This window comes from Roseovarius bejariae, assembly GCF_009669325.1.
In the GTDB taxonomy this organism is placed as follows: domain Bacteria; phylum Pseudomonadota; class Alphaproteobacteria; order Rhodobacterales; family Rhodobacteraceae; genus Roseovarius; species Roseovarius bejariae.
The window spans coordinates 1,735,314-1,758,368 of sequence record NZ_SZWE01000001.1 but is presented as its reverse complement, the minus strand read 5'-3'; the positions used below and the strand labels follow the sequence as shown (position 1 = coordinate 1,758,368).

The window sequence follows — 23,055 nt, the reverse complement described above, 5'->3', positions numbered from 1 at the left end:
TCCTGCGGTTAACTTGTGAAGGCCTTGAGGGCCGTGCGGATACGCTCGTTCTCGGCGTCCAGAAAACTTTGCCCCATCTCGTAGGCCCGTTGAATTTCGACCATGCGTGCGATCTGTCCGATGGGGTCGACATTGGCGCTTTCAAGGAACCCCTGAACGATCCGGGTGTCCAAAACAGGCTCTGTTTCGCCTTGTGTTCGAAACATCACGCCATCTTCGCGGATAAGGTCATGCGCCTCGATAGGCTGCACAAGGCCCAACTGTCCCAAAGGGCGCCCATCCGCGCTCAGCGTACCGTCGCGCGATACCGCAACGTTGTTGGCATCGGGCGGCACGAAAACCGGCGCCCCGCCCGCATCCAGCACGCGAAAGCCATCGTTTGTCACCATCTCGCCCGCCGCCGAGAGGGCGAAGTTCCCCGCCCGGGTCAGGCGCTCACCCTGAGGCGTTTCGATCTGGAAAAACCCCGGACCCTCGATGGCGAAATCAAGGTTCCCACCCGTTGAGGTCAATGCCCCCTGCATCATCGAGGTGTTGCGTACATTGGCCGTGGCCATGGAAAGTGAAGGGCCATCCTTCGTGCGCGTCACATGTTCGGCGAAAATCAACCCTTCTTGCCGGTATCCGGTGGTGGCGGTATTGGCGATATTGTTGGCCACGACCTGCATTTCGCGCAGAAGGCCGGCCTGCCGTGTCAGGGTCGTGTAACCTGTGTTTTCCATCTTACCCTCCGATGATCAGCGGGATCAGCCGGTCTTGGAAAAATCCGACCAGTGTTTGCGTCATGAACCCCATGGTCAGCCAGAACACCGCGACGATCGCCGCCAGTTTCGGCACGAAGGTCAGGGTCAGTTCCTGGATCGAGGTCAGCGCCTGAAACAGGCCCACCGTGACCCCGGCCAGCAAGGCCACCGTCAGGATCGGGAACGAGATGGTCACCGCCACCCAAAGGCCCTGACGCATGGAATCGAAGAAAATCACCTGATTCAGCATGATCAGACCGGCATTCTCAGGATTTCCTGATAGGCCTCGACCACCTTGTTGCGCACCGTCACCGCGGTTTCCACGGCCAGTTCGGTTTGCGCCAAGGCTTGCACAAGGGCATGCGGATCGGCTTCGCCGGTCATCGCCGCCTTTGCGGTGGCTTCGCTTTCCCGCAGGGTGGCGGCGAAATCGCGTGCGACATCGCCAAGCGCCTCCCCGGGCCCGCCCGCGCCGGGCTTTGCCTCGGTCGCGGGGCGGGCGGCTGCATATTTCTGAACAGCGGAGAGAGGTTTGATATCCATTCTGGATCTCCTTTATCTGCGAAGCAGGTCCATCAGGCCCGACGACATTTGCCGTGCCTGCTCGAACATTTTGAGGTTCGCCTCATAGCTGCGCTGCGCCTCGCGCGCGTCAGCGATTTCAATCACCAAGTTCACGTTCGATCCATCGTAGTGTCCGGTCTCATCGGCCATTGGATGCGTTGGGTCATAAACTTGTGTCAGGTCGCTGCGGTCCAGTTGCACGCGCCCGGTTTCCACCCGCCCCGTGCCTTCACCCGCGGTGAACTCGGTGCGGAAGGAAATGGTCTTGCGCCGGTATCCGGGCGTATCGGCATTGGCGATATTCTCGGACAGGTGGCGCAGACGCTGCGCCTGGGCTTTCAATCCGCTGGCCGTGACATCCAACGATTTGGCAAATTCGCTCATTCCGAGGCCTCCTATCGGGTGCTTACGGCGCTACGCAGCACCGTCAGTGAATGCTTGTAGATGGCCAGCGCGCGATCATGCTGCCGCTTGACCTCCACGGCGTTGACCATTTCGGTTTCGAGAGAGACGGAATTGCCGTTCGGATCGGCCTCGGCGCCGGGCCGGATCGCGGGGGAATAGGGTCGGTTGACGCCCGCGCCATGCAAATGCGCCGCGCGTGTGGCCCTTGGGTGAAAATCACCTGTATCAGTCTCTAAATAAGCCTGAAACGGCTTCAAATCCCGCGCGGCATAGCCGGGCGTATCGGCATTGGCCATGTTCTGCGCGATCAGCGCCTGACGAGTCCCCGCGTGGCGGGCCATGGCAGACGACATGCGAAAGATGTCCAGGTTTTCAAACATCGGGGCTTCTCCCTCGATTGGCTTCAATCAAGGCTTAACCGTGATTCCTTTAGAAAGGGTTTGCGGAAAAACTTTTGGAGTTGCCGATGATCCAAGACACCCTGACACCCCCGACCCCCCAGATTGCCCGCCTCAAGGCCGACCGCCCGCTTGGCCGGGTCAGCGCCGTGCAGGGCCATAGCCTTTGTTTGTCTGGCCTTTCGGGGGAGGCGCGGCTTGGCGATCGTGTGCGGATCGACCGCGTGGCAGGCCCGCTTTTCGGCGAGGTGGTGCAACTGGAGGAAGGGCGTACCGTTGTCTTGCCAGATGAGGTGCCGGTGGGCGTGGCGCTGGGCGATTCGGCGCTTTTGCTCGATGCCGCCACGATTTCGCCTGCACCGGGTTGGATTGGCCGGGTGGTCGACCCCCTCGGCAATCCGCTTGATGGGATGCCCTTGGCGTCGGGGCAGGTGCCCTATGCCTTGCGCGCCCATCCCCCGGCCCCGGCGGAACGGCGTGCATTGGGCGCGCGGTTGGAAACCGGCATGGCAGCCTTCAACACGGTTTTGCCGATTGTGCGTGGGCAGCGGCTTGGCCTTTTTGCCGGCTCTGGCGTGGGCAAATCCAGCTTGCTAGGGCACTTGGGCAAGAACATGCAGGCCGATGTTGTGGTCTTCGCGCTGATTGGCGAACGGGGCCGGGAGCTGCGGGAATTCGTCGAAAAGGTGCTTGGCCCCGAGGGTATGCGCCGCGCGATCATCGTTGCGGCCACGTCGGATATGTCGCCGCTGATCCGGCGACGGTGCGCATGGGCGGCGATGGCCGTGGCCGAGTACTTTCGCGATCTGGGCCATCAGGTTTTGTTCCTCGCTGATTCCATCACCCGCTTTGCCGAGGCCCACCGCGAAGTGGCCACCGTTTCGGGGGAACTGCCCGCATTACGTGGATACCCGGCCTCGACCTCTCATATGATCATGTCGCTTTGCGAACGCGCCGGGCCGGGCGCAGGGTCGGCTGGCGATATTACCGCCCTCTTCAGCGTTCTGGTGGCCGGTTCGGATATGGATGAACCTGTTGCCGACATCTTGCGCGGGGTGCTTGATGGGCATGTGGTTCTTGATCGCGCGATTGCCGAGCGGGGCCGCTATCCGGCGGTTGACCTTCTGCGCTCTGTCTCGCGCAGCTTGCCGGATGCAGCGAGTGACGCGGAGAACGACCTGATATCGCAGGCCCGGGCGCGTCTTGGGGCCTATGCGGCGTCTGAAACCATGATACGCGCCGGTCTTTATACAGAAGGGAATGACCCGGATCTGGATACAGCAGTACGCACATGGCCGGAGTTGGACGCCTTTTTGGCTGAAACAGAGCCTCATACGACGGCTGACAGCTTCGCCCGTCTTGGCCTTATTCTGCGCCGTGGGGTGGGTGGACGTGGCCACGCCCGCAACGAGCAGACAGGGCCGGGACAGATGACAAAGGCAAACAGGGTGAACCAACGGGGTCGATAATGTCAGATCCGTTGTGGCAGCTGTTGCAACAGGGTCAGGGCTATGGCTTGTGGGCTTTGGGCCTGCATCTGCGCCACCTGGTCACGCAAGAGATACCTTTCGACCAAGCCGTCCAGCACATCTGAGTCGGCAAGATCAGATAGGCGGGCAATACCAAGCTGGCTGTCGCTACGGTCCTTGAAAACCTCAAGCTGCCTGTCCAGATCAAGTTGTGCAAAACTCTCCGGCAAGCCCAAAGCGACCTCGAAAACCTTGCGCAAGGGGGGTGTCCCCATGATCCGGAACCAGAGGGCATCATCGCTTTCTGGCCGCTCCTGTGCCATTTCACTCAATTCTCGCTCGGCGTTCATGGCCAGCCGAAGACTCTCATCCTGATCGCCGACGGCCACTTCAAATGAGATTTCCCGAAATTTCGCGGTGATCTCGGCCCCAAAGCCCTCGCGCTGAGTCGAAGGGGGGCCGCCATCGCCGAACCCGAAGGTCGCGGCCATCATCTTGTACCGGTCGTCGGCCAGTTTGTTGGCAAGCGAATCCTCGGCTTGAACGCCGCCCTCCAGAACGCGCCGGATCAAAAACCGATTATCCAGATCTTCCTGTAATCCGAAGGCACCCAGCGCAACCCGCAGAAGGCGCCGATCCGAAACCAGTGCTTCGGCGCTGTCTATCTCGCTGATCTTGGCTTCGAAATAGTCCGTGTCACGGCGTATTGTCGGCGATTGCTCGAACGTCGCTGTCTGATTTTCCCGGGTGGCATTCAGGAAGGCCCACCCGCCAAGCCCTGACATGGGTATGATGGGTTGAAAGCTCATTGCATCGTATGCGCCATAAGGCGATCCTCGCGTGGGAGTAGACCGCGCAGCGCTTTCAGGCACTGGTAATATTGATCATGCAACACCGCCTCGGTCGCGCGGGACAGGTAGGTATGGCTGTCGGGGTCGGTGAACACGCGGCTCAACTCCTCGATCCTGCGCAGCAGTTGCAGGCGCGCTTCGTCCGGTGCGGTATCGCCAGACAGGACAAGCTGCACCGCATAACAGACCCTCCGCACCGGCGTCGTGGCTTCTTCGGGGTGGATGGCATCGCGCAGCCGCAGGATGTTGGCTTCCGGCGTCACGATCGACAAGCGCGAGCGCCTGTCGCCATTCTCGATCACCGCCCCGTTGATCAGGACGCGCTCTTTCGGGCTCAGTTTCAGGACAAGGCCGGTCATTTCTCTTGCCCCCCATCGCGCAGCCCCTTGAGGATCGCGGTGTTCACTTCGATCAAGGGCGCTGGGCTGGCTTTTTCGTTCAGGACCTTGCTGCTGTGCAGGCGGGTGAATTCGGCCAGGTAAATGATGCGCGCGCGCAAGGTATCTGGAAGTTGATTGCCCGCATCGGCCGCATCTGTTGCGAGGATGGTCCAGAGGCGCCGATTATCATGAATGGCAGCGGCTAGTTCGGGGAAGCCAGTGGAGCCGTGTCGGGCGGCGGTTTTGAGTGCATGTGTGATCCGTGCGATGGCGTCATATTCCACACCGCGATGGGTGCGGACAGCCTGCGCGTCTTGCCGATAGGCGTTTTGTGCCAAGAGGGTCGCGTTCACGTCGTGTCCTTCCGGGTTTTGTCTGTCAGGTCAGGGCGAAATGGGGCGCCCCGAAGGGGACGCCCCGTGGGCTGTTAGCCTCTGAACAGCGACAAAATGGCTTGCGGGGCCTGGTTGGCGATCGAGAGTGACTGCGTCGCAAGCTGCTGTTGCACCTGAAGCGCTTGCAGTCGTGCCGAAGCCTCCTCCATATCCGCATCGACCAGCGACCCGATGCCCGACTTCATCGCATCCATGACCTTGCCGACAAACACGTTCTGGTCCGAGATGCGCTTGGCCGAAGCCCCCAGAGCCGCCGCACCGTCGACGGCGGTCTGGATATGTGTCTCGATATTCGAGATCGAACCATCGGCGGCAGTGGCGCTCGACACGTCGATATCGCTCAGATCGAGATTGGCTTCGAAGTCGACCGAGGCCACCGTGATATTCGCGGCAGTCACCGCGCCCGCGGCATCGCGGTCAAGCGACGACAAGACGGTAATACCGGCGTTGCCAGCACTGTTCAGCAGGTTCGCACCGTTGAACTGCGAGGCCGAGATGATCGAGTTCACCTGGTTGGTCAGTTCCGTGACATCCGCACCGATCTTGGTGTGGTCCACGTTCTCGCCGGTGGCGGCCACCACCTTTTCCTTGATCTGATTGAGCAAGTCCGTGATCTGCTCGGCACCGGCAACAGCCACCGCAACTGTGGACTCGCCCAGCGAAAGCGACTCGGACACCGCATTGAAGCCGCTGACATCCGATTCCATCACCTTGGAAATGGCCCAGATGGCCGAATTGTCCTTTGCGCCGGAAATTTCCTTGCCGGTCGATACCATGTCCTGAGTCTTGGCAAGGTTGGAATTGACCGATTTCAGGGTTTGTAGCGCCACCATCGCGCTGTTGTTCGTCAGAATGCTCGACATAGCATATTCCTTTAACCTTTGGCGCTTTTGCGCCATGTTTCACAATCCCGCCTCAACCTGAGGTCGGGTCAAACAGTCGTTCTGACATTTGCAGCAGGTGGGCATCTGCCCCGTGCCGCGCCAACCGTTTCGGATGCAGGCACAGCATGGGCTTTCTGGTGCTAACGGAATCCTAAAGTGTATCTGCGGTCTGCTCGGTATTTGACTCAAATCGCTCAGGCCCGCTTCTCAACGCTATAGTCCGTCTCCCCCTCGATGGTGGTCTTGGTGCCCTTGGCATCATAGGTTTCAAGGCTGCGGCGGACGCGGCGCAGGGCCGCCATACGCGCGGCCACATGCCGTATCCCCTGAAGCGCGCCATCCAAAAGCGCCTGATTGCGTATAACCTTCGCCTCCACGGCGCCCATCTCGGGGCGTTCGTCTTGGGATAGGGTGTTGAGTGCATCGATCAACCGCTCTTTGGCATCCAGAAGCGTGCCGATGGTTTCAAGATCACCGTCCAGAAGCGCCGTGCGCTCTTGCTCCAAAAGCTCGTCCAGCCGGTTGATCAGGTCTTGTGCATCATTGTGGTTCATTTCGGGACTCCATCATTGCGTTGAAAAAATGTTCTGCCAATCCCAGCCCACCGGCCTTGGCGATCTCGTCGGCCACGGCCTGCCGGTGGAACGAAGCGAACTGATCTTCCCCGACCCCGCCGGAAAACCCATTCCTCTGCACGCCGAACCCGGCGCCTTTCAACATTTCGGCAAGAAAGCTTGCTTCAAGTTTCTGCGCGGCCTTGCGCGCGGCGGATACATCCGCGTTCAAAGGCGGGGCTTTCGGGGGAATCGATAAAAAATCAGTCACTGTTTTACCTCGAATTGTGCATAAGACCCGGTCATTTGATCGCAATACGGTAAAGAACCAGTAACCGATGCCTGTCATTCTCTGCGCCACCTGAGGAAGAAATCCCGGAGTGCAGGATGCTACCCATACAACCCAACCCCGCCCCACAGGAGCCGACCGCAAAGGCAAATGTGCCTCCCAATGCGCCCGAGGCCGGGGATTTTGAAACCTTCCAATCCGTGTTCGGGGAAAGGGCAGCACACCCTCTGCTCCCCGGCAACGACGGGCCCACAGGGACACCGGCCAAGACGGGCAAAGCAGACAAGGACCCGGGGAAGCCCGAGGCGCAAACGCCCCCCCATGACGGTCAGACCGGGGGTGATGAAATGACTTCCGAAGTATATTCCATGACTGCCCCGGACGCTGCGGAGGCCGAATCGCCCGTCGCGAAAACAACGCCAGATACCCCGGGTTCCTTGGGTGACGACACCATTCAGCCAAACACATTCCGGGAGGGCCGGTCCGAGCCTACGCCGCACCGCCCCGGATCAGAGATGCCAAGTGGTCAAGGCCCCGCGCTTCACGTTGTGGCTAAACCGGAAAACCCCGTTTCAACACGCAATACCCCCGTTCTGACACGGGGTGATCCCACACCGGATAAACAGGCAGGGGCCGCGGGCAAGGGGCCGTCAGGTGAAGGGGTGAGGGTAACAGCCCCTATCGCCCCAGCAGAAGTGGCTCTGGAGAATGAAAAACAGAGTCTATTACAGCCTAAGAACGCAAATCGCCACACGGTAGCGGGGCCTTCGCAAGGGCAGGATGGTTCATCGGTAGTGGCAGGCATGGGTCCCCCCAAGATAGCTTTGTCGCAGGTGATACCGCTGGAAGGTAAAGCCGCCACGCCCGCCGGGATCACAGTCCCGGAGGCCCCAATGCCAAAGGTTGCACCCATTGAACCGGCAGGCCCCAAGACGCCGCGGGCGGCGATGGCCAAGGCTGCGCCAAATATGGCGACGCCCAGTGCTGCAAGCACCCAGGGCACGGCACCACAGATCATGCCACAGACCACACCGGCAAGGCCAAGCCCGGAACATGCCGCGCCCAAGGTGTCGGAACTTGCCGAGGCGGCCCTGGATCGGCCGGTTCAGGAGCGGTCCTCGATCTCGGATCGTGGGGTCACGCAGCGCCCCATGATCACACCCCCTTTGGGAAATACGCCGTCAGGCACGCCGCCGTCGTCCTTGGGTTCCCCGATGCTGTCCCTCACGGCGTACCCGGCAGAGGACCACAGGCGCATGATCGACCCTGCGCTTCCCGATATCCGCTTTCACGCCGATGCGGTCCCGCGTGCGGCCATACAGCCATCGCAGGTGCCTCATGCGCCTGACCTGCCACGCCATATCGCGCAACAATTGGCAGAGGCGGTACACCGAAGCGGCGGCGACCGCGGCGTTGACCTTTTGCTGAATCCCGCCGAACTTGGCCGCGTTCGGATCAGCCTTTCGCCCGGTGAAACGGGCCTGACCGTCCAGATTCTTGCCGACAGGCCCGAAACGCTGGATCTTATGCGGCGTCATATCGACCTTCTGGCACAGGATTTTCAAAGCCTTGGTTACGAGGCCACCGATTTCGCATTCGCACAACATCAGGACAGGGCGCAGAGCGGCACCAGCCAAAGCTCGTCACACCCGATGGAAAACCTCGATACCGAGGTACCCGAGATGGCCCAACATCCGACGGCAGCCATCTTGACCGACCGTGTCGATATCAGACTCTGAAAAGGCTAATTTCATGGAAATTTCACCCAATCCCGGCACCACACCGCAGCCCGCAACGCGGCCCGAAACCCAAGGTCAAAGCGGCGAGGCCGTGCTCAGCTCCGACTTTGAAACGTTCCTCAAGATGCTCACCACGCAGATGGAAAATCAGGACCCGCTCAACCCCATGGATTCGGCGGAATTCGCCACCCAACTCGCGACCTTCTCCAGTGTCGAGCAACAGGTCATGACAAACGACCTTCTGACCGACCTGAACAATCAGATCGGCGCGCTTGGGATGGCACAGCTTTCCGGTTGGATCGGGATGGAAGCCCAGGCCGAGATGCCACTGGCCTACGATGGGTCACCTGTCCCCCTGACCCTGCGCACCAGTAGCCTTGCCGACAGCGCACAACTTTTGATCCGGGACAGTAACGGAACCCTCGTGCAGCGCCTCGACGTTCCCGCGCGCGGAGGCACCTTTACATGGGCTGGGCGTGATGCGGGGGGTGCCACCCTTCCCGATGGTGATTATAGCGCCACGGTCGAGTCAATCTCGCAGGGGGACGTGATTGAACGACACCCCGCACAGGTCCACGCGACCATCGTAGAGGCGCGGCAGGACGCCGGGCAAACGCGGTTGGTCATGTCAGGGGGGCAAACCGTTTTGGCCGATGAGATCATCGCCCTGCGCGACCCTGCGGGGTGACGGCGTGGAAAACTTGGGCCTTGTCTCGGGGCAGGGGGGCTGCCATAGCCGTCTGCAACGAGCCCCGATCATCCACGCCGGACCCGAGTTGCCCTTGACCGTATATGCCGACAGCTCCGTCATCGCGGCCCTGACAAGGGACTTGGCGGACAGCGGTCAACTGCCTACCTCGGCGCAATGGCAGCGTCTCTATGGGGGGCGCACGAACCATGTCTGGCGCGTAACCGGCGGGTCAGATGCCGGGCCGGTTGTCGTCAAGCTTTACAAGGACTCGGCGGATAATCCCCTGTTCCCGAACTGCCCCGAGGATGAAGCGCGCGTTCTGCGGGCACTTGAAGGGCAAGGGATGGCTCCGCGCCTTCTTCATTATACCGCAACGCGCCTTGGGCCCTGCCTGATCTACAGTCACCTTGATGGGGGGCCATGGCGGAATGATCCTGCGGCGGCGGCGGTTTTGTTGCGTCGGTTGCACCGAACCACGGCCCTCACAGGGCTCCGTTCGGCCCCTGATGGAAGCAAGGCCATCGAGGCGCAAATCGAGACGATTCTTGCCCGATGTGCCCCATCTGCGCCTGAGATACCCAGGCTTCCGGCACAGCCTGTTGCGCCATCCGGGGCCACCTGCCTGCTGCACGGCGACCCGGTGCCCGGTAACTTGATCGACTGCGGCACAACCCTGCGCCTGATCGATTGGCAGTGCCCCGCCATAGGTGACCCTTGCGAGGACATTGCACTTTTTCTTTCGCCCGCCATGCAGATTGCCTATCGCGGTGCGCCTCTGACCCCTGCCGAGGAGATGACGTTCCTCAAGTCCTACGACCTGCCCGAGATCCTGTCGCGTTATACAAGACTGGCGCCTTGGTACCACGCGCGCAGCTATGCCTATGCCCTATGGCAGTCCGCACAGGGCGAAACCACCGCAATCGCCCGCGCCCAGGCCGAAAGAACAGCCTTTGAAATTGCCCTTGAACGACTCAAGAAAGCATAACTGGCGGTTGTATGCTTATGATTGTGGCAGATTTGCGAGACTCCGCGAATAATTGAATTCAAGCCTCAAATCCGGTTTTTTTCATACATTTCATATGTAATAGTCATGGATGATCCGCTCAGGATTATTTGTACTTTGCACCAGTTTGGAGAGCATTATGAAAAAGATCTCGACTTTCGCCGCTGCTGCCGCCGTTGTTTTGGCTGCTGCCGCACCTGTCACCGCCGAAGAAGCAAAAGTGAATAGCGATCCGTTCGTATCCTCGCAGGGTTCGCTGGCACTGGGTGGTCTGGGCACAACCGGCGCAATCGTTGCAGGCACTGTCGCGACCATCTTCGCCGTGGCCGCCATCGAGTCGAGCGACGACACCTAAGTCGTATCTCGGGAAGAATAGAAAAAGGCGGTCCATTCGGGCCGCCTTTTTTAATGGAAATCGTCAGCGAAGCTGCTGGATAAGCACCATGCCATTCAAGGGGCTGATCCACTGTTGCGCCTGAAGAATACGCCCGGTTGCGGCATCCACCTGGTAGCTATTGGTAAAGCGGGTGCTTTGTGCCTTGCAGGTTTCCTGCACTTTCACCGCGCGGCGGTCCAGTTCCCCGGATTGATACCGCACGGCGCCGCCGGGTGTCACCCGACAGGTGGTTTCAAGCGCTACGGTCTGATTCTCACCGTCCAGATACCGCTGAACACGCTGCACCGTGCCCGCCCTGCGGCTCCGTATCAACGCAAGGGCGGCATCGACATCGGATGACATCAGGTCCTCTCCGAAGCCCCGGGTGGCCGTCACCATACCGTGCTTCAACGTCAGGCTGCGCCGGGCCGAGGTGCCATGCGTCGCATAAGCGCCGTTCACCTCGATTCGGGGCATGATGGCAATGGCTTTGCGCTTGGGCAATGCCACCGCAACAATCGGTTGGTTGGTCGCGTGCAGGGATTTCTGGATCAGCGCCGTAAGTTGCGCCGCATTGGGAAGCGCTGCCTCTTTCTTGGGTGCGAACGCCCCCTTGAGCATCGACAACCCGGCACTGGTTTCACCGTCACCACCGCTGCACCCAGCCAGAACCGCAAGGGCCCCCGCGACAAGCCCGGAAAGAAATCGTTTCGTCATCTCCAGAATTTCCCCCAGGTCTTGGTCATCTCGGGTTCGTGTGTGTCCCGGACCGTTTCGTAAAGGCGGCCGTTCACGCGCAGGCGCGCGCCACCGTCCCGCGAGAGTGAGCGGATAACGGTATTCGTCTTGGTTCGTGTCGGCGTTCCGGTGCCCCAAGACAGCGGGATCGTGATCCGAATGCCCTTGTCGAACGATCCTTCCCCGAAGGTGGCCGACGACACGTCGGTCTTGGTGGCATAGGCCCCGACGCGCCAGCCATTGGCGAATTCGCGGTCCAGTGCAATCGTGGCGCCCCAGTCCCCGGCAAGATACCGGCCCGCATCCACGCGCCCGTGAAAACCGCGCCCGAAATCATAATAGGCCGAGACATGGCCGTTGAACTCGGGGATGGTGCCTGTGGCCGTGTTGCGTGTCCGGGTCTCGAACAACTGGTCAAAATCGCGCGGCACGACATAGTTCACCTCGGCCCCAAGCGCGAGACGGCTATCCACCGGCTTCCACAGAACTTCGGCCGAGGCCCCGGCATACATCTTTTCCAGATAGCCCACGGTGACCCGGCTGTAGAAATCCTTGGCCGGTCGCCCGTAATGCGCCAGCGTCAGGTAATCCAGCGTCGGATCGTCGGTCAGCGAATATTGCGCCACGTTCGACCGCACGCGCGGCAGGTTCGATGGCCCGATCGTGACCTTGTCGAGATCGCCGAACAGCTTGTACGAAACCGAACCCGAGGCGCGCAAACCGCGTCCGATATGGTAATCTCCCTGAAACCGGATGCCGCCGTTGGCCCGCACCGGGTTGTCCGGGTCGAAAACCGAGAAATTCAGGAACGGCCCGATGGTCCAGTCAAACCGCGGATAGGCCTCCCCGACCAAGGCGGGCCGTGGGCCTACCGCGAGCGGGTCATTGAATCCGGCAACCGCCAGAATCTCGGTTGCGGGGGCGTTTTCAAGCCGCTCAAGATCGCTGCGCCGGAAGGTGGTTGAACTCACCGGCATGCCCTTTTCCACCTGCGTGATGGTCAGCACCTCGACCGAGGCGGGCAAGGTCCGGGTCAGAACCCGCGCCGTGCGCCCCACCGCCTGCGCGCGCATGTCATAGCGCGGGTTGCGGATCATCACATGCGCCCGGTGAGGGCCAAGGTCGAAACCATGCAGGCGCAATCCTTCGGTCTCAAGGCTTTGGGCCACGCTGGCCTGTACGGTCGCGGGCCGTTGCGGGTCGGTTGTCCACCCCAGATCGCGCGCGGCGCCCGCTGCGCGTGGTGCGACCGGCACAGGCGCCGTTTCCGCCCCGCCGTTCACGGCGGGCTTGCGCGCGTTCAGGGCCAAGGTGGCATTCACCCCGATCTCGGTACCATGCAGCGCATAAACCCCAAGGTTCAGGGCATCGCTCACCTGGTAATCCACCCCGATGTTCCATGGCATATCATGGTCGGTGATCCCGTCCAGAACCTCGCGGTCATACCCGTCCGAGGAATATTCGAGGCTCAGGTTCATCCGGTCAGTCAGTTGGTAACTCAGACCGGCAAAGGGGGCCACGTCCCCGCGGAACCATCGGTCATAGGTGGGAATACCGCCTTGTCCCAAAAGAGATGTCGAGCGGCTCCCGGTGCTGCCAAAGGCGCCGTAACTGCCTAAGCGGCCCCAGCCCAGACCGGCACTGACCCGCAGGCGCTCGCCAATGGATTTGGTCGCCACGATATACTCACCGCCAAACAGGCCGGTGCCGACGAGATCCTGCAAGCCGATATTCACGGCGGGCATATACTGCCCTTCGTTCACCAGCCGGAAACTCAGGTCGAAACTGCGGTCGTAATAGGTATTGAAGGCCGGACGCCCCGGCCCGGGCACCAGCCCGTAGATCGCCGAATAACGAAACGACGCGCTCAACCTATTGGTGACCTGAAATGTCAGTGTCGTCTTGGTCGCCCCGTCATAGTGATCGACCGTCGTCGAAAGCTGGCCCAAGGGGGCCATCTCGGCGGTCGGCATGTCGATCAGTCCACCGGGCGTGCCGTAGGAATTGGTTAATACGGTTGTCTGGTTTTCAGCGGTTGTGGCCAACGGCCATGTTGTGATCATGGCCGCCGCCATGACTATACTCGATCTATAGATCACCTACACCACTCCACCATTGCGTGTCCCTTGGTGAGACACTAGCGAACCGCCGGAGCGACGACAACGCCACTCTGTCCAATGGCAGAATCCCGCGTAAAGTGTCGCTTTATGGCGACGGCCGGACCATGCTCAACAGCTCTATCCCAGCAAGAAGACCGCCGCCATGGCCGCAGCCCCGGTCACCGCCCCGCCCATGGCCCAGATCGCCGGCCAGACACGGCTTGGACGGGGGGCGGGGGCGACCGGCATGGATTGACGGATCAAGGCATTTTCGACGATTCTAGGGAGGCGAGGCCCATAGCGCGACAAGACGGTCAGTGTCTTGCCAAGGTCGCGGCTCATCGCGCGGGGGCCGATGCTTTTGCGGATATAATCCTCGACCACGGGGCGCGCGACCTGCCAGATGTTGATCTGTGGGTCCAGGCTTCGCGCCACGCCCTCGACCACGACCATGGTCCGCTGCAACAGGATCAACTCGGTCCGGGTTTCCATGCCAAAGCGTTCCGTCACTTCGAACAGGTAGCTCAGCAAACTACCCATCGAGATATGGCTCGCGTCCATGCCGAAAATCGGCTCGCCGACCGCGCGCAACGCGCGGGCGAACTCGTCCACATCCCGGTCTGCGGGCACATAGCCCGCCTCGAAATGAACCTCCGCCACCCGGCGGTAATCACGCTTGATGAACCCATAGAGGATCTCGGCATAAACCCGGCGGGTATACTCGTCGATATGCCCCATGATCCCGAAATCATAGGCGATGATATCGCCGTTCGGGGCCACCTTCAGGTTGCCTTGGTGCATGTCGGCATGAAAATAGCCATCGCGCAGCGCATGGCTCAGGAACAGTTGCAAGACCCGCTCGCCCAAGGCCACCCGGTCATGCCCGCCCGCATCCAGTGCCGCGTTGTCGCCCAAGGGCAAACCATCGGCCCAGCCCATGGTCATCACCCGGCGGCTCGACATGTGCCACTTGATCTCGGGCAGGGCAAACCCGTCATCCTCGCCGGTATTGGCGGCAAATTCACTGGCCGATGAGGCCTCCAGCCGCAAATCCAGCTCGCCCATCACCACGCCTTCGAAATGCGCGATCACATCCGTGGGCCGCAACCGCCGGGACGAGGGCGACAGGAACTCGATCACGTTCGCGGCGAAGTAAAAGGCGTCGATATCCTTGCGAAAGGCCTTCTCGATGCCGGGCCGCAACACCTTGACTGCCACCGCCTCGCCCGTGTCGCGCAACCGCGCCCGATGCACCTGTGCGATCGAGGCGGCGGCGACTGGCGGGCTGAACTCGTCAAACAGGCTGTCCACCTCGGCGCCCAGCTCCTGCGCCACGCTCTCCCGCGCGGCGTCAGTCGAAAACGGCGGCAGCTTGTCCTGCAACACCCGCAACTGCGTGGCCAGATCATCCCCCACCAGATCGGGCCGCGTCGAAAGGATCTGCCCGAACTTGATATAGGCCGGCCCCAAAGCCGTCAGCGCCCGGGTGGCGGGCGGCATACCCGGATCGCCCTTGTATCCCAGCCACTGAAACGGCCACGCCAGGAACCGCATGATGGCCCGCACCTGTGGCGGTGCGTCCATGGCATTCATCACAAGGCCCATCGCGCCCGTGCGCTCAAGCGTGGCGCCGGTGCGGATCAGGCGCAGGATGTTGTGCGGCCCGCGCATCTAAATCTTCCACCCCGAATGCAGCGCGGCAATCCCAAGGCTCAGGTTGCGATACTTCGCATTTTCAAACCCGGCCCCCCGTACCATGCCAAGAAAGGTCTCCTGATCCGGGAACTTGCGGATCGATTCCACCAGGTACTGGTAACTGTCGCGATCCCCGGCAATCACCTGCCCCATGCGCGGGATGATGTGGAAGGAATACAAATCATACGCCCACTGCATCAACTCGTTGGGGATCTGGCTGAACTCCAGCACCATCAACCGCCCGCCGGGCTTCAAAACCCTGTAGGCCTCGGCAAGCGCCTCCTCGGGGCGGGTCACGTTCCTGATCCCGAAGCTGATGGTGTAAACATCGAATGTGTTGTCCTCGAAGGGCAGGGCCATCGCATCGCCCACCACCCAATCAAGGCTCTCGGCCATGGCCTCGGCTTCGGCCCGCTTGCGGCCCTCCACCAGCATCGGCTCGGTCAGGTCCAGCACCGTGGCATGGCCCGCGCCCGCGCGTTTCAGGAACCGGAATGAAATGTCGCCGGTGCCCCCGGCCACGTCCAACAGCCGCTGCCCCGGACGTGGGGCCAGCCAATCCATCATCGCGTCTTTCCAGATGCGGTGAATCCCGAAAGACATGGCATCGTTCATCACGTCATATTTCGACGCGACCGATCCGAAAACGCCGCGCACGCGGCCCGCTTTCTCGCCCTCGGGCACGTCCTGAAATCCGAAATGGGTGGTTTTCTCACTCATGGTCGCACCGGGGCCTTGCCGTTCAACTCTCACGCCCTTCTTATAGGGCGCAAGGCGGGGGTTACAATGCACCCCGTACCACGACAGGACCAAACCATGCCCGAATTGCCCGAGGTTGAGACAGTGCGCCGCGGCCTCGCCCCCGCGATGGAGGGTGCGATGATCGCCAACGCACAGGTGAATCGCCCCGATCTGCGCTGGCCTTTCCCCGAAAACATGGCCGCACGGCTGACGGGGCAGACCGTGCAAACCCTGCGCCGCCGCTCGAAATACATCCTTGCCGATCTCTCCAGCGGGGAAACCCTGCTGATTCACCTCGGCATGTCGGGTCGGATGACAGTATCCGGCGATCCGCTGGGCCGCTTCCACCATGACCACCCCGCACCGGAAAAACACGATCATGTCGTGCTGGATATGTCGAACGGCGCGCGCATCACCTTCAATGATCCGCGTCGTTTCGGCGCAATGGACCTGATCGAGACTGCACACGCCGAAACCCACCCGCTTTTGGCGAAACTCGGCCCCGAACCGCTGGGCAATGCCTTTGATGGCCCCACCCTCGCCGAGGCCCTGAAAACCCGCAACACGCCGATCAAATCCGCACTGCTGGATCAGCGAATCGTCGCGGGGCTGGGCAACATCTACGTCTGCGAAACCCTGTTCCGGGCCGGGATTTCGCCCAAACGCCGGGCAAAAAACCTCTCGGGCCACCGCGCCGCCGCCCTCGTGCCCATTATCCGCGATGTGCTCACCGATGCGATCACCGCGGGCGGCTCCTCGCTCAAGGATTTTCGTCAGGCAGACGGCGAACTTGGCTATTTTCAACACGCTTTCGACGTCTACGACCGCGAGGGCCACCCCTGCCGCAAACCGGGTTGCACGGGCACCGTAACGCGCATCGTGCAATCGGGCCGTTCCAGCTTCTATTGCCCGTCATGCCAAAGATAAGGTTGAACACCCGGCCAACAGTGGTAAGGAATCCATTCTGACTGAAACAAGCGAAAGCAGATTTCATGGCCTATGAGACGATCATCGTCGAAATAGAAGACCACGTCGCCCTCATCAAACTCAACCGCCCCGATGCCCTCAATGCCCTCAACGACCAGTTGATGAGCGAGCTGTGCAAGGCGTTGAAAGAGGCGCAGGCAAACGAAAAGGTGCGCTGCATCATCCTCACCGGCTCTGACAAGGCTTTTGCCGCGGGCGCCGACATCAAGATGATGAGCGGCAAGGGATTCGTCGATGTCTTCACCGAAGACCTCTTCGGCCCTGAAAGCGAGGCCATCATGGGCATTCGCAAGCCGATCATCGGCGCCGTGTCCGGCTATGCGCTGGGCGGGGGCTGCGAATTGGCGATGATGTGCGATTTCATCATCGCCTCGGATACGGCCAAGTTCGGCCAGCCCGAGATCAACCTTGGCGTCATGGCCGGTTTGGGTGGCTCACAACGCCTGACGCGCTTCATCGGCAAGTCCAAGGCGATGGACATGAACCTCACCGGCCGTTTCATGGACGCCGAAGAGGCCGAGCGTTCGGGCCTGGTCTCCCGCGTCGTGCCCGTCAAGAAGCTGTTGGAAGAGGCCCGCAACGCGGCCGAAAAGATCGCCGAGAAATCCATGGTCACCACCATGGCGGTGAAAGAGGCCGTGAACCGCTCGTACGAAACCACCCTGCGCGAAGGGCTTTTGTTCGAACGCCGCGTCTTCCATTCCCTCTTCGCGACCGAGGACCAATCCGAAGGCATGGCCGCCTTCGTCGAAAAACGCGAGCCCCAGTTCCGCGACAAGTAAGCGGGACACGGGTTTCGAACATTCGAAAGGCGCGGGCGCAGGTCCGCGCCTTTTGCTTTTGGGTCGAATATTCAATCCGGCCCGCCCCTTGCCTCCCCTCCGGTGAACGCGCACTCTGCATCAAAGCAATGAGTTCGGAGTCCATGGAATGCGCCTGTTTACCCACGAAGCCCGCCAACACAGCGATGAAACCCGCCGCGTCTATGCCGCCTACGAGGTCGCCCATACCCTGGCCGATTTCATCGCGGCGATTTCCTTCCTGATCGGCTCCATTCTCTTTCTTTGGCCCGTGTACGAGGTGCAGGCCGTCTGGCTTTTCATCCTCGGGTCGGTGTTTTTCTGCCTCAAGCCAAGCCTGCGACTGGCCCGCGAGGTGCAGCTTTGGCGCATGGGAAATCTCGATACACTGGCCGACCGCGCCCGGGAATGAACGGTGGGGTAAAACGTACGAAACGCGCGTACGTTTCGTACGTTTCACCCCGCGCGCCCTGTTAACTCTGGCGGGTGCGGTGAAAAATACCGACGCGATACCGACGTTTTGCCGACGCTATGCAGATCTGGGTTTTTGTTGTTTACCAAAGGGTTAGGCGTGATTCGTACGCTCGGGGCAGGGGGCGTTGCCCGCGCTTGGCCTGCGGCCAACTCACTCCATGAGTATTTCGGGCCGGAAGAAACGGATTTGGCTTGGGGTTTTCCCGGTCATTCATATGGGCTAAACGCCCCGGGAACCCTTGTTTATCCGTGGATGAAAGCCGATGAAATTCACCCTGTCGTGGCTGAAAGACCATCTTGAAACCAAGGCCAGCGTGGCCGAGATCGCCGAGGCCCTGACCGATCTGGGCCTTGAGGTGGAAGAGATTTCCAACCCCGCCGAGCGGCTCTCGGACTTTACCATCGGCAAGGTGGTCTCCGCCGAGAAGCACCCCGATGCCGACAAGCTGAAGGTCTGTCAGGTGGAAACCGACGAGGGCCAGACACAGATCATTTGCGGGGCACCTAATGCGCGCGAAGGCATCACCGTGGTGGTGGCCAAGCCGGGGGTCTATGTGCCTGGAATCGATACAACAATTGGCGTCGGCAAGATCCGTGGCATCGAAAGTTACGGGATGATGGCATCCGAGCGCGAGATGGAATTGTCCGACGAACATGACGGCATTATCGAGCTGCCCTCGGGCGAGGTGGGCGAGAGATTTACCGATTGGCTGGCGGCGAACGACCCGGCCAAGGTGGACCCGGTGATCGACATCGCCATCACGCCGAACCGCCCCGATGCGCTGGGCGTGCGCGGGATTGCGCTTGATTTGGCGGCACGTGGGCTTGGCACGATGAAACCCGCACCCGAGGCGCAGGTCGAGGGGCAATTCCCCTGTCCGATCAGTGTGACGATTGACGAGGACACCCGCGAGGGTGGCTGTGAGGTCTTCGCCGGGCGCTTGATCCGTGGCATCAAGAACGGGCCTTCCCCCGAATGGCTACAGGACCGTTTGCGCGCCATTGGCCTGCGGCCAATCTCGGCCCTTGTGGACGTGACCAATTTCTTCACCTTCGACCGCAACCGCCCCCTGCACGTTTTCGACGCCGACAAGGTGCAAGGCAACCTGCGGGTACACCGTGCCAAGGGTGGCGAAACCCTTATGGGCTTGGACGAAAAGGAATATTCCTTCGGCCCCGGGCAGGTGGTGATTTCCGATGATACCGGGGTCGAAAGCATCGGTGGGATCATGGGGGGCCTCTCCACGGGCTGTACCGAAGAGACCACCAATGTCTTTCTTGAGGCCGCCGTTTGGGATCATATCCAGATCGCGACTACGGGCCGCGCGCTCAAGATCAATTCCGACGCGCGGTATCGCAACGAACGCGGTATCGACCCGGGCTTCAACATGGAGGCGATCGAACTGGCCACCCAGATGATCCTTGACCTGTGCGGTGGGGAACCGTCGGAAGTGGTTGTCGCGGGTGAGGTGCCGGATGTCAGCCGTGCCTACCGGCTTGATCCCGCGCGGGTGCAATCGCTTGTCGGCATGGACATTCCCGAGGCCGAACAGCGCCAGACCCTGACGGCCCTTGGCTTCCGTCTCGATGGCGACATGGCCCATGTGCCAAGCTGGCGCCCCGACGTGATGGGCGAGGCCGACCTGGTGGAAGAGGTGGCGCGGATCGCCTCCCTGACCAAGCTGGAGGGAAAGCCGCTTCCGCGTGCGCAGGTCGGGGTGCCGAAACCGATCCTGAGCCCGATGCAACGTCGCGAACAGGCCGCACGCCGCACAACGGCGGCTTTGGGTTATAATGAATGCGTCACCTACAGCTTTATCGACCGCGAAAGCGCGGCACGTTTTGGCGGTGGCGAAGATGCCACCATGCTGGCCAACCCGATCAGCTCGGAAATGAGCCACCTACGCCCTGCCTTGCTTCCCGGGTTGTTGCAGGCGGCGGCGCGCAATCAGGCGCGCGGTCAGATGGATTTGGCGCTTTTCGAGGTCGGCAATGCCTTTCACGGGGGGGAACCGACCGAGCAGCATTTGCTTGTGAGCGGTCTGCTTGTTGGGCGCACCGGGCCAAAGGATGTGCATGGTGCCTCGCGGCCCGTGGACCTCTACGATGCCAAGGCGGATGCCGAGGCGGTGCTGTCGGCCATGGGGGCCCCCACCAAGGTGCAGATCCTGCGCGGGGCAAGCGAATGGTGGCACCCGGGGCGGCATGGTAAAATCTGCCTTGGCCCCAAGAAGGTGCTGGGCATTTTCGGCGAATTGCACCCCCGGGTGCTGGAGCAAATGGATGTCAAAGGCCCTGCCGTGGCCTTCACGCTGTTCCCCGCCGAAATCCCCCTGCCGCGCAAGAAGGCCGCGTCGCGCGGGGCGATGACCGTGAGCGATTTGCAGGCGGTTGAGCGTGATTTTGCCTTCGTCGTGGATGCCGAGGTCGAGGCGTTGTCGCTGGTCAATGCCGCCGCTGGTGCTGATAAGGCGCTGATCGAAGATGTCCGCGTGTTCGATGAGTTCATCGGTGGGTCGCTTGGTGAAGGCAAGAAATCCCTCGCGGTCACGGTTCGCCTGCAACCTACGGACAAGACCCTGAAAGAAGCCGATATCGAGGCGGTCTCGAAGAAGATCGTCGAGAAGGTGGAAAAGGCCACGGGTGGCACCCTGCGGGGATGATCCTTATTGCGGCGGTGGCATCACGCTGAGCATGTCACCGCCGCTCCATACGACGGCCTCGTAACACAGTTGCGCGCCAGCCCCGCCGCACCATCCGCCATCTCGTGCCACCAACAGAACCGGGCGCTTGTCCCATCGGATCATGTGCCAGCCCTCGGCTTGAAATTGCCAGCTTTGGTCACCGACCACGGCGTGCAGCATGCACCCGCCGCTTCCACAATACATCGATGCGGCGGAACTACAGGAAAACTGGCTTTCATCCACCAGGGTATCGGCCTTGCCATCGCCCGTCAGGTCGACCTCGGTAATGGCCATACCGGGCGCGAATTCGCCCTTCTCGAAACTGGCACAGGTTTCTTCGGCGGCTTGCAGGATTTGCGATACCGGATCGGCGCCAAGGGCGGGGCCGGAAAACAGGCCAAGTGCGAGAATACCGGCTATCATGTTGTGCATTCGCATGGCGTGATCGTCCTTGATGAGGCGGCTTTGATTGTGTGGCCTACGGTAGCACCCCCCGAACGCAACCCAAAGCCCTTGCAACGGGTGACGTCGCGAGACAAGCACGCTATGTACGCCATGATGCGATGCAATTGACCGGAGGACCACATGACCCTGTCCATTTACCTTTCTGGTGAAATCCACACCGACTGGCGCGAACAGATCACCGAAGGGGCCAAGGGCCTTGATGTGACCTTCAACAGCCCGGTAACCGACCACGCTGCCAGCGACGATTGTGGCGTGGAGATTCTTGGGGCGGAAGACGACAAATATTGGCACGATCACAAGGGGGCCATGGTCAATGCCATCCGCACCCGCAAGGGGATTGCCGATGCCGATATCGTGGTGGTCCGCTTTGGCGAGAAGTACAAGCAATGGAATGCCGCCTTTGACGCGGGCTATGCCGCGGCACTTGGCAAGTCGCTGATCATCCTGCAACAGCCCGAGCATGACCATGCCTTGAAGGAGGTCGACGCCGCCGCCCTTGCCGTGGCGCGTGATCCCGCGCAGGTCGTGCAGATCCTGCGCTATGTTCTTGATGGCAGCCTTCCGGCCTAAGGCTGCGCAGAGGGGAAATCCTTGACAAAAAAACCCTAGAGGGCACGCTTTGCGCGATGTATTCGCGAATCTGGTATGTGGTGGCACAGGGCCGCTGCACTGTAAATTCTGGGGACTTTCATGGACACAATTATGGATTCAATGGGTGCCTATGCACCCCTCGTAATGAACGCGGTCAAGGCGCTTGTCGTCCTGATCATCGGCTGGATGGTGGCCGGGATCGTCAGCGGGCTTATTCGCCGCAAGGTCAACGCAAACCCGAGAATCGACGACACGCTTGGAAATTTTATAGCGTCGATCGTGAAATGGGCCATTCTGCTCATGGTGCTGGTCGCGGTACTGGGCATTTTCGGAATCGAAGCCACCTCGCTGGTCGCGGTTCTGGGCGCGGCGACGCTGGCGATTGGTCTGGCGCTGCAAGGCACGCTTAGCGATCTGGCGGCAGGCTTTATGCTCATCCTGTTCCGGCCCTACAAACTGGGCCAATATGTCGATATCGGTGGCACGGCGGGCACGGTCAAAGATCTCAACCTCTTCATCACCGAATTGGTGACGCCCGACAATGTGCAGATCATTGTGCCGAATGGTCAGGCATGGGGTTCGATCATCACGAACTTTTCGCACCACGACACGCGGCGCGTGGATATGACCTTTGGCATCGACTATGGCGATGACGCCGACAAGGCCATGGGGATCATCCTTGATCTGGCCAAGGCCGACGCCCGCGTGCACGACGATCCGGCCCCATGGGTGCGTGTCACCAACCTTGGCGACAGCAGCGTCGATTTGACCGCGCGCATCTGGTGTGATGCCGCCGATTACTGGGACGTGAAGTTCGAGATGACCAAGGCCGTCAAGGAAGCCTTCGACAAATCGGGCGTTTCGATCCCCTATCCCCATTCGGTGGAAATTCAGAAAGCAGGTTAAGCCTACGTATCGGCACCGGCGGTTACGATACAGAAGGCGGCCCGGCGCATCACGCGCCGGGCCGTTTGCCGTTCACCGGCTTGCACGGCGGCCCGCTACGCCCCATATCTTCGCGAAGGATTTACAGGGCCGGA

The 23,055-nt window shown here is 61.1% G+C and carries 27 protein-coding genes; 11 read left to right on the top strand and 16 right to left on the bottom strand.

Annotated features, from left to right (window positions below; genetic code table 11):
* Positions 1-8: 8 nt before the first annotated feature.
* Genes FDP25_RS08450 through FDP25_RS08430 form a run of 5 tightly spaced genes read right to left on the bottom strand, consistent with a single transcriptional unit; the run spans position 9 to position 2,092 of the window.
* Positions 9-722, bottom strand: a complete 714-nt coding sequence (locus FDP25_RS08450; RefSeq protein ID WP_154150758.1) for a flagellar hook-basal body complex protein — start codon at positions 720-722, stop codon at positions 9-11.
* 1 nt (position 723) lies between these two features.
* Positions 724-993: a flagellar biosynthetic protein FliQ gene (locus FDP25_RS08445; protein WP_154150756.1), complete on the bottom strand. Its 270-nt coding sequence runs from the start codon at positions 991-993 to the stop codon at positions 724-726.
* A gap of 2 nt (positions 994-995) precedes the next feature.
* Positions 996-1,286 (bottom strand): flagellar hook-basal body complex protein FliE, encoded by a 291-nt coding sequence (fliE, locus tag FDP25_RS08440; protein ID WP_154150754.1) that lies wholly within the window; start codon positions 1,284-1,286, stop codon positions 996-998.
* Positions 1,287-1,298: 12 nt separating this feature from the next.
* Positions 1,299-1,691, bottom strand: coding sequence for a flagellar basal body rod protein FlgC (gene flgC / locus FDP25_RS08435; protein ID WP_154150752.1), 393 nt, complete (start codon positions 1,689-1,691; stop codon positions 1,299-1,301).
* Positions 1,692-1,702: 11 nt separating this feature from the next.
* Complete coding sequence (locus FDP25_RS08430) at positions 1,703-2,092, bottom strand: FlgB family protein (RefSeq protein ID WP_154150750.1); 390 nt, start codon at positions 2,090-2,092, stop codon at positions 1,703-1,705.
* Positions 2,093-2,178: 86 nt separating this feature from the next.
* Between FDP25_RS08430 and FDP25_RS08425 the strand changes: the two genes are divergently transcribed.
* Positions 2,179-3,579 (top strand): FliI/YscN family ATPase, encoded by a 1,401-nt coding sequence (locus FDP25_RS08425; protein WP_154150749.1) that lies wholly within the window; start codon positions 2,179-2,181, stop codon positions 3,577-3,579.
* Positions 3,580-3,581: 2 nt separating this feature from the next.
* On the opposite strand, the gene FDP25_RS08420 is transcribed toward FDP25_RS08425, so the two are convergent.
* The 6 genes from FDP25_RS08420 to FDP25_RS08395 all read right to left on the bottom strand — a co-directional run bounded on the left by FDP25_RS08420 (position 3,582) and on the right by FDP25_RS08395 (position 6,992).
* Positions 3,582-4,388 carry a DUF1217 domain-containing protein gene (locus FDP25_RS08420; RefSeq protein WP_154150747.1) on the bottom strand — a complete coding sequence of 269 codons (807 nt, stop codon included), beginning with the start codon at positions 4,386-4,388 and terminating at the stop codon, positions 3,582-3,584.
* Positions 4,385-4,789 carry a flagellar biosynthesis repressor FlbT gene (gene flbT / locus FDP25_RS08415; RefSeq protein WP_154150745.1) on the bottom strand — a complete coding sequence of 135 codons (405 nt, stop codon included), beginning with the start codon at positions 4,787-4,789 and terminating at the stop codon, positions 4,385-4,387. Before flbT ends, FDP25_RS08420 begins: the two co-directional genes overlap by 4 nt.
* Entirely contained in the window at positions 4,786-5,163 is a 378-nt protein-coding gene (flaF, locus tag FDP25_RS08410; protein WP_343031994.1) for a flagellar biosynthesis regulator FlaF, read from the bottom strand. Before flaF ends, flbT begins: the two co-directional genes overlap by 4 nt.
* A 74-nt stretch (positions 5,164-5,237) precedes the next feature.
* Positions 5,238-6,068 carry a flagellin N-terminal helical domain-containing protein gene (locus FDP25_RS08405; protein ID WP_154150743.1) on the bottom strand — a complete coding sequence of 277 codons (831 nt, stop codon included), beginning with the start codon at positions 6,066-6,068 and terminating at the stop codon, positions 5,238-5,240.
* Positions 6,069-6,283: 215 nt separating this feature from the next.
* A complete protein-coding gene (locus FDP25_RS08400; protein WP_154150741.1) occupies positions 6,284-6,643 on the bottom strand; it encodes a flagellar export chaperone FlgN in 360 nt (119 codons plus the stop codon).
* On the bottom strand, positions 6,630-6,992 hold the full coding sequence (locus tag FDP25_RS08395; protein ID WP_154150739.1) for a rod-binding protein: 363 nt from the start codon (positions 6,990-6,992) through the stop codon (positions 6,630-6,632). The genes FDP25_RS08400 and FDP25_RS08395 overlap by 14 nt, the downstream gene beginning before the upstream one ends.
* A gap of 833 nt (positions 6,993-7,825) precedes the next feature.
* Between FDP25_RS08395 and FDP25_RS17050 the strand changes: the two genes are divergently transcribed.
* From FDP25_RS17050 to FDP25_RS08375, 4 genes are all read left to right on the top strand, one after another.
* Positions 7,826-8,671, top strand: coding sequence for a flagellar hook-length control protein FliK (locus FDP25_RS17050; RefSeq protein WP_172982774.1), 846 nt, complete (start codon positions 7,826-7,828; stop codon positions 8,669-8,671).
* 13 nt (positions 8,672-8,684) lie between these two features.
* Positions 8,685-9,359 carry a flagellar hook capping FlgD N-terminal domain-containing protein gene (locus tag FDP25_RS08385; protein WP_154150735.1) on the top strand — a complete coding sequence of 225 codons (675 nt, stop codon included), beginning with the start codon at positions 8,685-8,687 and terminating at the stop codon, positions 9,357-9,359.
* A 4-nt stretch (positions 9,360-9,363) separates the two neighbouring features.
* Positions 9,364-10,347 carry a phosphotransferase gene (locus tag FDP25_RS08380; protein ID WP_172982773.1) on the top strand — a complete coding sequence of 328 codons (984 nt, stop codon included), beginning with the start codon at positions 9,364-9,366 and terminating at the stop codon, positions 10,345-10,347.
* A 157-nt stretch (positions 10,348-10,504) separates the two neighbouring features.
* Entirely contained in the window at positions 10,505-10,720 is a 216-nt protein-coding gene (locus tag FDP25_RS08375; protein ID WP_154150731.1) for a hypothetical protein, read from the top strand.
* A 63-nt stretch (positions 10,721-10,783) separates the two neighbouring features.
* Here FDP25_RS08375 and FDP25_RS08370 read toward each other — a convergent pair whose 3' ends face one another.
* From FDP25_RS08370 to ubiE, 4 genes are all read right to left on the bottom strand, one after another.
* Entirely contained in the window at positions 10,784-11,458 is a 675-nt protein-coding gene (locus tag FDP25_RS08370; protein ID WP_154150729.1) for a YjbF family lipoprotein, read from the bottom strand.
* Positions 11,455-13,542 (bottom strand): YjbH domain-containing protein, encoded by a 2,088-nt coding sequence (locus FDP25_RS08365; protein ID WP_154150727.1) that lies wholly within the window; start codon positions 13,540-13,542, stop codon positions 11,455-11,457. Before FDP25_RS08365 ends, FDP25_RS08370 begins: the two co-directional genes overlap by 4 nt.
* A 174-nt stretch (positions 13,543-13,716) precedes the next feature.
* Positions 13,717-15,249, bottom strand: a complete 1,533-nt coding sequence (gene ubiB / locus FDP25_RS08360; RefSeq protein ID WP_154150725.1) for a 2-polyprenylphenol 6-hydroxylase — start codon at positions 15,247-15,249, stop codon at positions 13,717-13,719.
* The gene (gene ubiE, locus FDP25_RS08355; protein ID WP_154150722.1) at positions 15,250-15,993 is read right to left on the bottom strand and encodes a bifunctional demethylmenaquinone methyltransferase/2-methoxy-6-polyprenyl-1,4-benzoquinol methylase UbiE; all 744 of its coding nucleotides are present in this window, start codon (positions 15,991-15,993) and stop codon (positions 15,250-15,252) included.
* 96 nt (positions 15,994-16,089) lie between these two features.
* On the opposite strand from ubiE, the gene mutM reads away from it, so the two are divergent.
* From mutM to pheT, 4 genes are all read left to right on the top strand, one after another.
* Positions 16,090-16,941 (top strand): bifunctional DNA-formamidopyrimidine glycosylase/DNA-(apurinic or apyrimidinic site) lyase, encoded by an 852-nt coding sequence (mutM, locus tag FDP25_RS08350; RefSeq protein WP_154150720.1) that lies wholly within the window; start codon positions 16,090-16,092, stop codon positions 16,939-16,941.
* 65 nt (positions 16,942-17,006) lie between these two features.
* Positions 17,007-17,783 (top strand): enoyl-CoA hydratase, encoded by a 777-nt coding sequence (locus FDP25_RS08345; protein ID WP_154150718.1) that lies wholly within the window; start codon positions 17,007-17,009, stop codon positions 17,781-17,783.
* Positions 17,784-17,931: 148 nt separating this feature from the next.
* On the top strand, positions 17,932-18,213 hold the full coding sequence (locus FDP25_RS08340) for a YrhK family protein (protein WP_154150716.1): 282 nt from the start codon (positions 17,932-17,934) through the stop codon (positions 18,211-18,213).
* Positions 18,214-18,538: 325 nt separating this feature from the next.
* On the top strand, positions 18,539-20,938 hold the full coding sequence (gene pheT / locus FDP25_RS08335; RefSeq protein WP_154150714.1) for a phenylalanine--tRNA ligase subunit beta: 2,400 nt from the start codon (positions 18,539-18,541) through the stop codon (positions 20,936-20,938).
* 3 nt (positions 20,939-20,941) lie between these two features.
* On the opposite strand, the gene FDP25_RS08330 is transcribed toward pheT, so the two are convergent.
* Entirely contained in the window at positions 20,942-21,382 is a 441-nt protein-coding gene (locus FDP25_RS08330; RefSeq protein ID WP_172982772.1) for a hypothetical protein, read from the bottom strand.
* A 162-nt stretch (positions 21,383-21,544) separates the two neighbouring features.
* On the opposite strand from FDP25_RS08330, the gene FDP25_RS08325 reads away from it, so the two are divergent.
* Both FDP25_RS08325 and FDP25_RS08320 read left to right on the top strand, forming a co-directional pair.
* Complete coding sequence (locus tag FDP25_RS08325) at positions 21,545-21,994, top strand: YtoQ family protein (RefSeq protein ID WP_154150707.1); 450 nt, start codon at positions 21,545-21,547, stop codon at positions 21,992-21,994.
* A gap of 132 nt (positions 21,995-22,126) precedes the next feature.
* Positions 22,127-22,921, top strand: a complete 795-nt coding sequence (locus FDP25_RS08320; protein WP_425500507.1) for a mechanosensitive ion channel family protein — start codon at positions 22,127-22,129, stop codon at positions 22,919-22,921.
* Positions 22,922-23,055: the final 134 nt, after the last annotated feature.

Bases quoted from the DNA above. Each gene is read 5' to 3' on its own strand.
- FDP25_RS08450 (WP_154150758.1), bottom strand. From the start codon at position 722: ATGGAAAACACAGGTTACACGACCCTGACACGGCAGGCCGGCCTTCTG.
- FDP25_RS08445 (WP_154150756.1), bottom strand. From the start codon at position 993: ATGCTGAATCAGGTGATTTTCTTCGATTCCATGCGTCAGGGCCTTTGG.
- fliE (WP_154150754.1), bottom strand. From the start codon at position 1,286: ATGGATATCAAACCTCTCTCCGCTGTTCAGAAATATGCAGCCGCCCGC.
- flgC (WP_154150752.1), bottom strand. From the start codon at position 1,691: ATGAGCGAATTTGCCAAATCGTTGGATGTCACGGCCAGCGGATTGAAA.
- FDP25_RS08430 (WP_154150750.1), bottom strand. From the start codon at position 2,092: ATGTTTGAAAACCTGGACATCTTTCGCATGTCGTCTGCCATGGCCCGC.
- FDP25_RS08425 (WP_154150749.1), top strand. From the start codon at position 2,179: ATGATCCAAGACACCCTGACACCCCCGACCCCCCAGATTGCCCGCCTC.
- FDP25_RS08420 (WP_154150747.1), bottom strand. From the start codon at position 4,388: ATGAGCTTTCAACCCATCATACCCATGTCAGGGCTTGGCGGGTGGGCC.
- flbT (WP_154150745.1), bottom strand. From the start codon at position 4,789: ATGACCGGCCTTGTCCTGAAACTGAGCCCGAAAGAGCGCGTCCTGATC.
- FDP25_RS08405 (WP_154150743.1), bottom strand. From the start codon at position 6,068: ATGTCGAGCATTCTGACGAACAACAGCGCGATGGTGGCGCTACAAACC.
- FDP25_RS08400 (WP_154150741.1), bottom strand. From the start codon at position 6,643: ATGAACCACAATGATGCACAAGACCTGATCAACCGGCTGGACGAGCTT.
- FDP25_RS08395 (WP_154150739.1), bottom strand. From the start codon at position 6,992: ATGACAGGCATCGGTTACTGGTTCTTTACCGTATTGCGATCAAATGAC.
- FDP25_RS17050 (WP_172982774.1), top strand. From the start codon at position 7,826: ATGCCAAAGGTTGCACCCATTGAACCGGCAGGCCCCAAGACGCCGCGG.
- FDP25_RS08385 (WP_154150735.1), top strand. From the start codon at position 8,685: ATGGAAATTTCACCCAATCCCGGCACCACACCGCAGCCCGCAACGCGG.
- FDP25_RS08375 (WP_154150731.1), top strand. From the start codon at position 10,505: ATGAAAAAGATCTCGACTTTCGCCGCTGCTGCCGCCGTTGTTTTGGCT.
- FDP25_RS08370 (WP_154150729.1), bottom strand. From the start codon at position 11,458: ATGACGAAACGATTTCTTTCCGGGCTTGTCGCGGGGGCCCTTGCGGTT.
- FDP25_RS08365 (WP_154150727.1), bottom strand. From the start codon at position 13,542: ATGATCACAACATGGCCGTTGGCCACAACCGCTGAAAACCAGACAACC.
- ubiB (WP_154150725.1), bottom strand. From the start codon at position 15,249: ATGCGCGGGCCGCACAACATCCTGCGCCTGATCCGCACCGGCGCCACG.
- ubiE (WP_154150722.1), bottom strand. From the start codon at position 15,993: ATGAGTGAGAAAACCACCCATTTCGGATTTCAGGACGTGCCCGAGGGC.
- mutM (WP_154150720.1), top strand. From the start codon at position 16,090: ATGCCCGAATTGCCCGAGGTTGAGACAGTGCGCCGCGGCCTCGCCCCC.
- FDP25_RS08345 (WP_154150718.1), top strand. From the start codon at position 17,007: ATGGCCTATGAGACGATCATCGTCGAAATAGAAGACCACGTCGCCCTC.
- FDP25_RS08340 (WP_154150716.1), top strand. From the start codon at position 17,932: ATGCGCCTGTTTACCCACGAAGCCCGCCAACACAGCGATGAAACCCGC.
- pheT (WP_154150714.1), top strand. From the start codon at position 18,539: ATGAAATTCACCCTGTCGTGGCTGAAAGACCATCTTGAAACCAAGGCC.
- FDP25_RS08330 (WP_172982772.1), bottom strand. From the start codon at position 21,382: ATGATAGCCGGTATTCTCGCACTTGGCCTGTTTTCCGGCCCCGCCCTT.
- FDP25_RS08325 (WP_154150707.1), top strand. From the start codon at position 21,545: ATGACCCTGTCCATTTACCTTTCTGGTGAAATCCACACCGACTGGCGC.
- FDP25_RS08320 (WP_425500507.1), top strand. From the start codon at position 22,127: ATGGATTCAATGGGTGCCTATGCACCCCTCGTAATGAACGCGGTCAAG.